Here is an 11,983-nt window from a genome sequence, read left to right as displayed (position 1 = left end):
AACGGCATCAGCGTGCCGGCAGCCCCATCTCCTCGAGCAATACCGGCGCCGGATACACCTTGGCCATCAGCCAGCGCATGTAGCGCATGTCGACGTGGATCGCGCGCTTGTAACGCGGATCGAACCACCAGCTCGCGCTGACCGACTCCCAGTTGCTGTCGAAGTTCAGGCCGACCAGTTCACCGCGCGCATTGAGGACCGGCGAGCCCGAGTTGCCGCCGGTGGTGTCGAGATTGGTCAGGAAGTTCACCGGCTGGGTGCCGAGCGAGGCTTCGGCGGTGCCTTCGAAATCACCCTTGGCGATCGCGTCGAGCAGCGGCTGTGGTGCGTCGAACGGCACCTGCCCGGTGTTCTTCTCGACGATGCCGGCGACCGTGGTCACCGGCGAGAACGCCACCGCATCGCGCGGCGCCAGCGCTTCGACCTTGCCGTAGCTCACGCGCAAGGTTCCGTTCGCGTCGGGGTAGACCGCGCGGCCCTGCTGCGCGCGCCATGCGAACAGCGCACGCATGTAGGCCGGGCGCAGCCGCAGCTGTTCGCCTTCGCGGGTCTTGCGCGCGTCCTCGGCATCGAGCTGCGCGGCGACCAGCTGGGCGGCCAGTGCGAGCAGCGGATCGTCGGCCAGCGGACGGCCGGCGCGGGCATCGGCGAACCGCGACAGGCGCTGTGCCTCTTCGCCCAGTGTCGTGCGCGCGTAGACCGTGTCCAGCGCGGTCTTCAAGGATTCGGGCGTGCGGCCGAACGCGGCATCGAAGGCTGCCAGACGCTGCGCATCGGGCAACTGCTGGTAGCGGCCGACCAGCACGCCGAGCACGGCCTTCTCCGCCGACGGCGCATAGCGACGCTGGGCCTGGCGCAGCACCCCTTCGATCAGCGCGTGGTCGCGCTGCTGGTAGCCGGTCTCGCGCGCGGCATCGTCGGCCTTCGCCGATTCGATGCGCAGGCGTTCGAGCAGCAGCGCCGAGCGCAGCAGCTGGGTCTGGCTGGCGACGAGGGTCAGCAACTGGTCGCGTGCGGCCGCAGCATCGGCCTGGCCGAGGATCGCCTGCAGCGCGGCGATGTCGGTCGCGTCGCCGCCCGTGGTTGCGGCCAGCATCGCAGCCTCGTCCTCGCCACGCAGGCGCACCGCGTCGCTGCGCAGCAGGCCTTCGAGCTCACCGGCGGCGCGCTTGCGGTTGTTCTTCAGCGACTGCAGCTGCGAGGCGTAGCGGGTGCGGATGTCGGCGTCATCGGCGCCGGCGGTCTCGACCGCGTCGATCAGCGCATCGAACACCGCCACGCGCTGCGGCAGCACGCGCGCGACCTGGGCATCGAACTCGGCCGCGGTGCGATGGCGGAAGGTCGTGCCCGGATAGCCGGCGAGCATCGCGTAATCGCCGGCGTGCAGGCCGCCGCGTGCGATCTGCAGATGCGCCGGCGGTGCGTACGGCACGTTGTCGGCGCTGTAGTCGGCCGGCTTGCCGTCGCGGCCCACGTAGGCGCGCAGCAGGGTGAAATCGCCGGTGTGGCGCGGCCACATGAAATTGTCGATCTCGTCGCCGTAGTTGCCGATCGCGCGCGGCGGCGCATAGACCAGACGCACGTCGCGCAGCTCCAGCTGGCGGATGCGATAGAAATCGGTGCCGTAATACATGTTGGCGACGCTGCAACGCACCTCGCCCGACGCTTCGCACGCGGCGACGATGCGCTTGCCGGCGGCGTCCACCGCGTCGAAGTACGCGCGACCGGTCTTGCCGCGGGCATCAGCCAATACGTCGTCTGTGACCTTGTCGAAGCCGACCGTCACCAGCACACGGAAGTCCGGATTCGACGGACGTTCGTCGCCGCGGCCTTCGGCGATGAAGCCGCCGTCGATGATGTTGCGCTCGGCGCTGCTGTTGTACTGGATCACGCCGTAGGCGACGTGGTGGTTGGTCAGCAGCAGGCCTTCATCGGAGACGAAGGCGCCGGTGCCACCACCGACCTTGACCACGGCGCTGAGCGGCGGCGCGGTGACGTCGGCCAGCGCATCGGCGCGACCTCGGAAACCGGCCTCGCGCATGGGCTTGGCGATGTCGGGCAGCTGGGTCGGCATCCACATGCCTTCATCGGCGTGTGCGGACACGGCGGACAGCGCGAGGCCGGCGGCAAGCGCGGCAGTAACGGGGCGGCGGAACGGCATGCGGAACATCCGGCGGAAATGTGGCGAGCCGCGACCTTAATCAGCGCCCGCGTCCCCGGCAACGGCCGGAGGTCACGCGTCGCCGTTCAGCTGGCCGGACGGACCCGCCACACCGGGGTCATCGTGACGGTCTCCGACTCGCTCATCAGCTGCAGTTCGCCGTCCTGGATCATCGCGGTCAGGCGCATGCTCCGCTGCAGCAGGCCGACCGCCTCGTCGATCTTCGCCGGGTCGAAATCGACCACGGTCAGATTCTTCAGGCGGGTCAGCGAGTTCGCGATGCGGTCCCACCAGATCTGCGCGGCATTGCCGCTGTAGTTCACCACCACGACCTGGCGCGAGCGGCCGCTGGCCTTGCGGATGCGGCTCTCGTCCGGCTGGCCGAGGTCGATCCACTGCTCGATGTCGCCGGTGTAGTCGCGGCGCCACAGATCCGGTTCCTCTTCGTTGCTGAGGCCGCGACCGAACTCGAGACGCTCGTCGGCGAACAGCGCGAAGGTGATCAGCCGCACCATCAGGCGCGCCTCGGTCTCCGACGGATGCTGCGCCAGCACGAGGTCGTGCGAGGCGTAGTAATGCCGGTCCATGTCGGTGACCTGGAGTTCGGCTTTGTAGACGGTGGCCTTGGGCGCCATGAGGAAGGGTCTGCGCGAGGGAGGCGCGATTGTAGGTTAAACAGGTGTCAACGCCGGGCGGCGATGTGGTCACGGGCACATCATTCCCCGACTGCGAGCATGCGCGCCATGCCTGATTTACGCCGTTCCGCCCCCGCCCCTCTGTTCTCCGACACCACGCCGCCCGCGCTGCTCGAGCGCGTCGACGCTTGGGATCTGGCCGTCGCCGACGGCCCGGTCATCGCCACCGCGATCCATGACGGCCATGCCTTGCGCCCGTCGCTGCGCGCCCGCGTCAAGCTCGACGACGATGCGCGCTGGCGCGAGGAAGATCCGCTCACCAGCCTGCTGACCCAGGTCGGCGATACCCGCCTGCGGGTGCGGCAGTCGCGTTTCGAGGTCGATCTCAATCGCCCGCGGGCCGAGGCCGTCTACACCGGTCCCGAGGCCTGCTGGGGTCTCGATGTCTGGACCACGCCGCTTGACGCGGTCGAACGCGAAACCTCGCTGGCGCTGCACGATCGCTTCTACGACATGATCGGTGAGCTCATCGACCGCACCGTGGCCCGCTGGGGCAGCGCGCTGCTGATCGACATCCACAGCTACAACCACCGCCGCGATGGACCCGACGCCGCGCCTGCGTCGCAGGACGCCAATCCGGATATCGAACTGGGCATCACGACGCTCGACCCCAAGCGCTGGGGCGAGACCGCGAAGCGCTTCGCCAACGTGCTGCGCCGGCATCCGGTACGCGGCGCGCTGCCGGACGTGCGCTGCAATGTGCGCTTCCCGACCGGCGGCCATTTCCCCGAATGGGTCTATGAGAACTGGGGCGATCGCGTCTGCACGATCTCGCCCGAGTACAAGAAGATCTTCATGGACGAATGGAGCGGGCAGGCGGATATCCCCGCGCTGTACGCCCTGCGCGATGGCCTGTCGCATGCGGTCGACGCGGTGCGTCCGGAGTTCCTCAAGTGAGCGCGGGCGTTGTCCGGCGGCCGGTCGCTCGACCATTGCCGCCGGTGGCCGCGCGTGTGGACGACGCGCTCGCCGCGCTCGATGCACGGCTCGACTGGCTGCTGGCCCTGTCGCCGCTCGATGGCGTCGGCCTGTGGAACGCCTTCGAAACCTCCGGCCGCACGCTGGAACCCACGCTGCGCTATGTCGATCTCGACACCGATCTGATCGAGACACGCCAGGCGCTCGATGCCCTGCCCGTCGGCGAGATCGAATCGCCGGCACTGCAGGCGCTGCTCGCCGAGAAGCAGGGCGAACTGGGCCGCATGATCGATCTGGTCGAGCAGCGCGACCAGGCCGGCTTCGTCGATGCCAGCGTTGCGCTGTTCGGCGCGGTGGAACCGGAACTGCTGGCGCTCGCCGAACGCATCCTCGCCAGTGTCGGCACTGGTGAGCCGCTGTCCGCCGATTGCGGGATCGATGAAGTGCGCAGCCAGGTCGACGCCGAGATCGCCTGGTACCGCGCGCACGCGCCCGACTTCCACATCGATGTCGTCGTCGATACCGACATCAGTTCGATGCTGATGGTCTCGCACGGCACGTTCTACATCGACGGCAACATCCGCCTGCCGCGCGCACGCGTGCAGCCGCTGATCCAGCACGAGATCGGCACGCATGTGGTCACCCGTCACAACGGCCGCCAGCAGGCCCTGCGCCAGCTCGAAGTCGGTCTGGCGCACTACGACCCGATGCAGGAAGGCCTCGGCGTGCTCGGCGAATTCCTTGCCGGATATCTGCCCGGGGAGCGCCTGCGCATCCTCGCCGCGCGCGTGGTCGCAACCTCGATGGCCGCGAACGGCGAACAGCTGCCGGCGATCTTCGCCTGCCTGCACGAAAGCCACGACATGCCGACCGACGACGCCTTCGATGTCGCCGTGCGTGCGCGGCGTGGCGGCGGCCTGACCAAGGACGCCGTGTATCTGCGCGGCCTGCGCGATCTGCTCGCCTATCTGGAAGCCGGTGGCGAATTCGACGCCCTGTTCCTCGGCAAGTTCGCATTGCCGCAGCTGGAACTGCTGGACGCGCTGGTCGACGACGGCTGGATCGTGCCGCCGGTCCTGCTGCCCCGCTACACCACTCACGAGGATTTCCGCAGCCGCCTCGACGCCTGCCGGCGCACGCCGGTCGAGCGCCTCTTCCACACACACCGCACCCCGGAGCATGCTGCATGACAGACGGACACCCCCTGCGTTTCGGCTTTGTCGTCAACGACGTCGACACCGAGCAGGACAACTACACGACGATCCGTCTAGCCCGCCGCGCCCTGTCGCGCGGCCATGAGATCGCCCTGATCGGTCTCGCCGATTTCACCTACGACGCAGACGGCACCGTGCGTGCCTGCGCGCACATGCCCTGCGGCAAGGACTACGCCGACGACGCGGCGCTGCTCGCCGATCTGCAGTCCGACGAGTGTCCGACCGAGCGCATTTCCGTCGACGATCTCGACGTGCTGATGCTGCGCAGCGATCCCGCCGACGAAATGGTCGAGCGCCCCTGGGCGCCGGGCAGCGGCCTGCTGTTCGCGCAGCTCAGCGCGCTGAAGCACGCGCTGGTGGTCAACGATCCCACGCACCTGACCGATGCCTCGAACAAGACCTACTTCCAGCATTTCCCCGAGGAAGTCCGGCCTGTCACCTGCATCAGCTGCAACATCGACGAGATCAAGGCCTTCATCGAAGCGCGCGAAGGCTACGGCGTCATCAAGCCGCTGCAGGGCTCCGGTGGCCAGAGCGTCTTCGTGGTCACGCCTGAAAGCGCCGGCAACCTCAACCAGATGATCGACGCCGTGCTGCGCGACGGCTATGCGATCGCGCAGGAATATCTGCCCAAAGCGAAGGATGGCGACCTGCGTTTGCTGATGCTCAACGGCCGTCCGCTCGAAGTCGATGGCACCTATGCCTGTATCCGCCGCTACAACGACAGCGGCGATGCGCGCAGCAACATCAGCGCCGGCGGCAAGTACGAAATGGCCAAGCCCGATGCCGATGCGCTGCGTCTGGCCGAACTGGTCGCGCCGAAGCTGATCCGCGACGGCATGTACTTCGTCGGCCTCGACATCGTCGGCGACAAGCTGATGGAAGTGAACGTCGACACGCCCGGCGGCATCAACATGCTCGAGGAACTGACCGGTCTCGATTTCTCGGGCCGCATTCTCGATGACCTCGAGCGCAAGCTGCGCCTGCGCAAGCATTACGGCAAGACGCTCAGCAACGTCGAATTGGCGATGCTGTAAGCGGCGCGTACCGCGTCAGGTCCGGTTGGCGATCTCGATGAGGTTGCCATCCGGATCGCGTACATAGACGGACAGAATCGGGCCAGTCGCTCCCGTACGGGGGCACCGGCCCGTCTTCGATGTGGACGCCTGCGGTGCGCAGTTCTGCCTGCACCTGGTCCAGCGGCGTTGTCGTCAGCAGACACAGGTCCGCCGATCCGGGGGTCGGCCGCAACGCCTTCGGTTCGAACTCGTGACCGGCCTGGTGCAGATTGATCTTCTGCACGCCGAATGCGAGCGCGCGCCGGCCTTCGCCGAACGTCACGACCTGCATGCCGAACACGCGGCCGTAGAACGCGCAGGTCGCGTCGATATCGGCGACTGTCAGCACCAGATGGTCGAGGGCGTCGATGTGCATGGGGATCAGTCTCCGGTCGAGGCAGTGGACGGATGCGGGGGCGACGGCGTGTCCGGTGCGTGACGCTGCAGGTGCCGGGCCGCGACGAACGCGAGCGCCAGCATCAGGAGCGCGCCGCCGGCCAGCACCGGCCAGCCGCCGTGCGCCCACAGCCAGCCGCTGGTCGCGCCGATCAGGCTCGAGCCCATGTAGTACGACAGCAGATACAGCGACGCCGCATGGCTGCGATGCGTGCGGCCGAGCCGGCCGACCCATGCACTCGCCGCGGCGTGTGCGATGAAGAAGCCGATCGTCAGCAGTACCAGTCCCGGCACGATCATCCACAGCGTCGGCGCGAGCGTCAGCAGCACGCCGGCCGCGGCCAGCAATACACCGGCGACGACGACGGGGCCGCGACCGAAGCGATCCGACAGGCCGCCGGCCACCGTCGAACTGACGATGCCGAACACATACGCGCTGAAGATCCAGCCGATCTCGGCCTGCCCCAGATTGAACGGCGCAGCGCCGAGCCGGAATCCGAGATAGTTGTAGACGCTGACGAACACGCCCATCACCAGGAACGGAATCGCGAACAGCCAGGGCAGCAGCGGATCGCGCAAATGTCCGCCCCAGGCGCGCAGATGGAAGCGCAGGTTGATCCCGCGCTGGCGCACGAAGTGACGCGATTTCGGCAGCAGCCAGACGAAGGCGATCGCGACCAGCAGATCGAATCCACCGAGCAGCGCCAGCGCGGTGCGCCAGTCGAACCAGTCGGTCAGGAAGCTCACCGACAGCCGTCCCATCATCCCGCCAAACGCATTGCCGGCGACGTACAGCCCGACTGCCGACCCCAGCCGCTGCGCCGGAAATTCCTCGGCGAGATAGACCATCGCCACCGCCGGCACACCGCCCAGCGCGACGCCGGCAAGCGCGCGTACGATCACCAGGCTCGGCCAGTGCGACAGCATCGCGGCGAGCATCGTCAGCATGGCGGCGACGGCCATCGACACGAACATCAAGCCGCGGCGTCCGAGATTTTCCGAGACCGCGCCGGCGCAGAAGATCGACAGCGCCAGGCCCAGCGTCGCAAGCGACAGCGGCAGCGAACTCGCCGCCGGCCCCACACCGAACTCGCGCGCGAATTCGGGCAGCAGCGGCTGCACGCCGTACAGCAGCGAGAACGTGGCGAAGCCGGCGAGGAACAACGCAAGACGGATACGGCCGGGGCGCAGTGGCGCCGGCGAAGTGACGGACATCGGGGACGGGTACAGCGACGTGGGCGGTCAGTATCGGCCTGCCGGGTCACGCAGGCCAGTAAACTGGATGGATCGGTGTGTCACGGTCGCTCTCATGCCTACACGACCGGCGCGCAGGTCTCTCAGTCCGGCGCCGGCCCCGCCGGAACCGGCGCATTTCCACCGCGAACCACGCGCACCGGCACAGACTTGCCCGCGGGCACATGACTGTCGATCGCATGGTGCGAAACCGGGATCAGCGGATTGCATTCCGGGTAGTAGGCCGCGATGCAGCCGCGCGGAATGCGGTAGGGAATCGCGCGCAGGCCGCCGACTTCTCGGATCTCCGGATCGTCGTCGAAATCCGCCGCCAGGGTGATCTGTTCGCCGTCGTCCAGGCCCAGCTCGGCGATATCGTCGGCGTTCATCAGCACAACGCGGCGCGTGCCATCGATGCCGCGGAAGCGGTCGTGATAACCGTAGACCGTGGTGTTGAACTGGTCGTTGCTGCGCACGGTCAGCAATCGATAGCGCCCCGCCTTGTCGGCAAAGCCGGTCGCGCAGATCACGTCGGGCACGTGGAACTCGGCCTTGCCGCTTTCTGTCGACCAGCGACGTTCGCGCGCCGCGACCGGTCGCGGAAAACCGCCGGGCGTGTACAGACGCGCATTGAAATCGCGGAACTGCTCGGGATACGTCTCTTCGATCGCATCGCGGACGCGTGCGTAGTCGCTGACCCACGACTGCCACGGTGCGCACGCGGCGCGTTCCGGCGACAGGATCGCCTGCGCAAGCGCAGCGACGATCGCGGGTTCGGAGCGCAGCATCGGACCGGCTGGCGGACTGTTGCCGAACGAGGCATGGATGCAGGTCGTGCTGTCCTCGATGCTGACGCGTTGCGCCACGCCGTCCTGCACGTCTTCCTCGATGCGGCCCAGGCACGGCAGCAGCAACGTCTCGCGTCCGCACAGCAGATGGTTGCGGTTGAGATGCGTGGCGACCTGCAGGCTCAGCGCGAGTCCCTGCCACGCGGGTTCCAGTCGTCCGGTATCCGGCGCGGCGCGGGAGAAGTTGCCACCGAGTCCGATAAAGGCTTCGACGCTGCCGTCGAGGATGCCTTCCACCGTGCCGACGGTATCGAGCCCCTTTTCGCGCGGCGGCTCGAAGCCGTACTGCGCGGCGAGCTTGTCGAGTGGCACGAGCTCGGGCTTCTCGGAAATGCCGACGGTGCGCTGTCCCTGCACGTTCGAATGCCCGCGTACCGGGCAGATGCCAGCGCCCGGACGGCCGACGTTGCCGCGCATCAGCGCGAGATTGCAGACCATGCGCACGTTGTCGACGCCGTGGCGATGCTGGGTCAGGCCCATGCCGTAGATCAGGATCGCCGACTCGGCCTGCGCATAGACGCCGGCCACGCCTTCGATGTCGGCACGTGACAATCCGCTCTCGCGTTCGATATCCGTCCAGTCCGCCGCGCGTACCCAGGCCTCGAATGCTTCGAAGCCGTTGGTGTGGGTCTCGATGAAACCGACATCGAGCACGCGGGCGCGGCTTTGCGCCTGCGCCGCGTCGTCGAGATCCAGCAACGCGCGCGCCAGGCCCTGCATCAGCGCGATGTCGCCGCCGGCACGCACCGGAAAGTAGGCGTTGCTGATCCGCGTCGACGCGCCGGTGGCCATCGCCAGCGGTTCCTGCGGATTGGTGAAGCGCTCCCAGCCGCGTTCGTACAGCGGATTGAAGGTGATGATCTCCGCCCCGCGACGCGCGGCTTCCTGCAGCGGATGCAGCATGCGCGGGCTGTTGACGCCGACGTTCTGTCCGAACGAAATGATGCAGTCGGTGTGTTCGAAATCTTCCAGCAGCACGGTGCCGACCGGGACGCCGATGCTGCGCGGCAGGCCGACCGATGTGCTCTCGTGACACATGTTGGAGCTGTCGGGCAGATTGTTGTTGCCGTACATGCGCGCCAACAGGCCGTACATGTAGGACGTTTCCAGCGACGCGCGGCCGGATGCGTAGAACACCGCGCGTTCGGGGGCCATGTCGCGCATGACGTCACCGGCGATGGCGAACGCATCGTGCCAGGACACCGGCACGTAGCGGTCGCTTGCGGCGTCGTAGCGCATCGGTTCGACCAGCCTGCCGGCCGCTTCGAGATCGTGATCGGCCCAGGTCAACAACTCGGTCACGGTGTGCTGCGCGAAGAACGCCGCATCTGCACGCCGCGTGTCCAGTTCCCACATCGTTGCCTTGGCGCCGTTCTCGCAGAACTCGAACGTGTGCGGCTCGGCCGGTTTGGCCCATGAGCAGCTGACGCAGGCGAAACCGTCGATCTTGTTCTGGCGACGCAGCTGCCGTGTGCCCTCGATCGTCTGCGCACCATCTCCGGTTCCGTAGCGAAGCAGTGACCGGACCGACCCCCAGCCCCCCGCTGGCGCCTCGTAGCGGGTGAAGGTTGGATGCGATTCGGTCATGGCGGACTCCGGCTGTGACGTAGCGCCCTACCGTCTCGCAGCGACAGCGCCGATGACGTGAATATCCGTCTCACAGCCTGCAAACGGAGACGCATGCATCATCGAGCCATGCAGGATGTCGCGAAATTGCGCTGCCCGTGGTGCGGAGAACGCTTCGAGACGCTGGTCGATGCCAGTGTCGGCGATGCGGATTACGTCGAGGATTGCCCGGTCTGCTGCCGACCCATTGAAATGCATCTGGCCGTCGATGACGATGGCATCCGGCTCGATGCCGGTCGCGAGGACTGATCGCGCGTCAGGCCTCGACGTTCTCAGGCGGATAAGGAGTATCCGGTGCGAGTTCCCAGAATGTGCGGACCAGCGGTGCGGCATCGTCCCAGCTCATCTCCGGATCGCGCCGCAGCCGGATCCAACCCTCGCGGAGCTGGTCCTCGCACTCGTCCCACGTCCGGCTTCCCAGGTATTCCCGGGACATCTGTCCATAGATCCTGCACAACTCGACGTCTTCGGCGTCCACGTCGGTTTCCTTGTCTGAGGGCGGAAGCGGCACCGGCGCGCGCCGCATTGCGTCGACAGCATGTGAATGCTGCGCAGTCAGGGTCTGTTCGGTAACGCACGTAGTTCAGTCAGCTGTATGCGCGCTGCCGTACATACGACACCGCATTCAGTCGGGAAAATCCATATTCGTTCATCAGATGGACCTTTCGCTGCGCATGAAGAAGAAAGCGCCCTGGGCGCCGCTCAATGGATTGCTGCAGGACCTGCCCGACGACGTCTGTGACCGCGTCGGCGACGAAGTCCAGCTGGTCGACATGCCGGCCGGCAAGGTGCTGCACGAAGCCAACGTGGCCCAGTCGACGATCTACTTCCCGCGCGAAGGCATCGTGTCGCTGATGTATGCGCTGGAGAGTGGCGATACCAGCGAGTTCGCGATGGTCGGCAACGAAGGTGTGGTCGGCATCGGTCTGTTGACCGGCGCACGCAGCGTGCCGACGCGCGCCGTGGTCAAGGTGGGCGGCGAAGCATTGGCCCTGCGTGGCGAGTTCGCGATCCGCGAGTTCCAGCGTGGCGGCGCGTTCCAGGAAATCCTGCTGCGCTACTTCCAGGCGCTGGTCACCCAGACCGCGATGACCGGCGTCTGCAATCGCCACCATACGGTCGACAAGCAGTTGTCGCGCTGGCTGCTGCTGGTCAACGATCGCGTGGGCTCGGTAGAGATCAAGATGACCCAGGAGCAGATCGCGCATCTGCTGGGCGTGCGTCGCGAAGGCATCACCGAGGCCGCGCGCCGCCTGCAGGAAGACGGCTGCATCCGCTACAGCCGCGGCGTGATCCAGGTGCTGGACCGCGAATGTCTGGTGGCACGCTCCTGCGAGTGCTACGGCGTGGTGCGGACCGAGTACGACCGGCTGCTGCGCCCCGCGCTCGAAGGCTGAGTGTCGCCGGCGTTCGCGCCGGCGTCTGCGTCGCAAGACCACTTCGTCACGGCCTGTTGCGCGGGCCGCGCGAGCATGGGTGCATTCCCCCGAAGGAGTTTTCCATGAGTCAGACGCCCGCACGCATCTTCACCAGCCGCGAGGATGTCGACGCGATCGAACAGCGCATCGTGCTGCTCGATGACGAGGCCCGGGTACGCGTCACGCTCGACGACGGCAGCGTCGTCGAGGGCACGGTCTCTGCCCGGCCGACGCTGGAAATCTTCCGCAACAGCGATGGCGACGAAGGCCACAACGCACGCTTGCGGCTCGACGATCTCGCGCAGCGGGCGACGCCGCATTACGTTTGGGTGGGGGATGTGCGCGACATCGAGCAGCTCCGCACGGCCTGAGTCGCATCGATCACGGTGGCGCCGCGCGTGCGTTGGCGCGTCGCC

The 11,983-nt window shown here is 67.2% G+C and carries 11 protein-coding genes and 1 pseudogene; 6 read left to right on the top strand and 6 right to left on the bottom strand.

Annotated elements, in window-relative coordinates:
• Positions 1-7 precede the first annotated feature (7 nt).
• The gene (locus AC3A4E_RS09195) at positions 8-2,161 is read right to left on the bottom strand and encodes a S46 family peptidase (RefSeq protein WP_487631182.1); all 2,154 of its coding nucleotides are present in this window, start codon (positions 2,159-2,161) and stop codon (positions 8-10) included.
• Between the two features lie 86 nt (positions 2,162-2,247).
• On the bottom strand, positions 2,248-2,796 hold the full coding sequence (locus AC3A4E_RS09190) for a YaeQ family protein (RefSeq protein WP_487631181.1): 549 nt from the start codon (positions 2,794-2,796) through the stop codon (positions 2,248-2,250).
• A gap of 108 nt (positions 2,797-2,904) precedes the next feature.
• Here AC3A4E_RS09190 and AC3A4E_RS09185 point away from each other — a divergent pair, with 108 nt between their 5' ends.
• From AC3A4E_RS09185 to AC3A4E_RS09175, 3 genes are read left to right on the top strand one after another with little or no spacing between them, the layout of a single operon-like run.
• On the top strand, positions 2,905-3,753 hold the full coding sequence (locus AC3A4E_RS09185; RefSeq protein WP_487631180.1) for an N-formylglutamate amidohydrolase: 849 nt from the start codon (positions 2,905-2,907) through the stop codon (positions 3,751-3,753).
• Positions 3,754-3,797: 44 nt separating this feature from the next.
• Positions 3,798-4,964, top strand: a complete 1,167-nt coding sequence (locus AC3A4E_RS09180) for a peptidase MATCAP family protein (protein ID WP_487631179.1) — start codon at positions 3,798-3,800, stop codon at positions 4,962-4,964.
• A complete protein-coding gene (locus AC3A4E_RS09175; RefSeq protein ID WP_487631178.1) occupies positions 4,961-6,025 on the top strand; it encodes an ATP-grasp domain-containing protein in 1,065 nt (354 codons plus the stop codon). Before AC3A4E_RS09180 ends, AC3A4E_RS09175 begins: the two co-directional genes overlap by 4 nt.
• Positions 6,026-6,040: 15 nt before the next feature.
• On the opposite strand, the pseudogene AC3A4E_RS09170 reads toward AC3A4E_RS09175, so the two are convergent.
• From AC3A4E_RS09170 to AC3A4E_RS09160, 3 genes and pseudogenes are all read right to left on the bottom strand, one after another.
• Positions 6,041-6,422: pseudogene (locus AC3A4E_RS09170) on the bottom strand (VOC family protein).
• A gap of 5 nt (positions 6,423-6,427) precedes the next feature.
• Complete coding sequence (locus tag AC3A4E_RS09165; protein ID WP_487631177.1) at positions 6,428-7,657, bottom strand: MFS transporter; 1,230 nt, start codon at positions 7,655-7,657, stop codon at positions 6,428-6,430.
• Between the two features lie 122 nt (positions 7,658-7,779).
• On the bottom strand, positions 7,780-10,110 hold the full coding sequence (locus AC3A4E_RS09160; protein ID WP_487631176.1) for an FdhF/YdeP family oxidoreductase: 2,331 nt from the start codon (positions 10,108-10,110) through the stop codon (positions 7,780-7,782).
• Positions 10,111-10,203: 93 nt separating this feature from the next.
• On the opposite strand from AC3A4E_RS09160, the gene AC3A4E_RS09155 reads away from it, so the two are divergent.
• Entirely contained in the window at positions 10,204-10,398 is a 195-nt protein-coding gene (locus AC3A4E_RS09155; protein WP_487631175.1) for a CPXCG motif-containing cysteine-rich protein, read from the top strand.
• A 7-nt stretch (positions 10,399-10,405) separates the two neighbouring features.
• Here the strand turns inward: AC3A4E_RS09155 and AC3A4E_RS09150 are convergent, their stop codons facing one another.
• On the bottom strand, positions 10,406-10,627 hold the full coding sequence (locus AC3A4E_RS09150; protein WP_487631174.1) for a hypothetical protein: 222 nt from the start codon (positions 10,625-10,627) through the stop codon (positions 10,406-10,408).
• 178 nt (positions 10,628-10,805) lie between these two features.
• Between AC3A4E_RS09150 and AC3A4E_RS09145 the strand changes: the two genes are divergently transcribed.
• Together AC3A4E_RS09145 and AC3A4E_RS09140 are read left to right on the top strand one after the other, a co-directional pair.
• Positions 10,806-11,546 (top strand): Crp/Fnr family transcriptional regulator, encoded by a 741-nt coding sequence (locus tag AC3A4E_RS09145; RefSeq protein ID WP_487631173.1) that lies wholly within the window; start codon positions 10,806-10,808, stop codon positions 11,544-11,546.
• Between the two features lie 104 nt (positions 11,547-11,650).
• Entirely contained in the window at positions 11,651-11,938 is a 288-nt protein-coding gene (locus AC3A4E_RS09140; protein ID WP_487631172.1) for a DUF3247 family protein, read from the top strand.
• Positions 11,939-11,983 lie beyond the last annotated feature (45 nt).

This window comes from Luteimonas sp. Soil_N_1 (genome assembly GCF_057656255.1).
The sequence above is the reverse complement of the archived record's forward strand: the minus strand, read 5'-3'. Positions and strand labels throughout refer to the sequence as shown.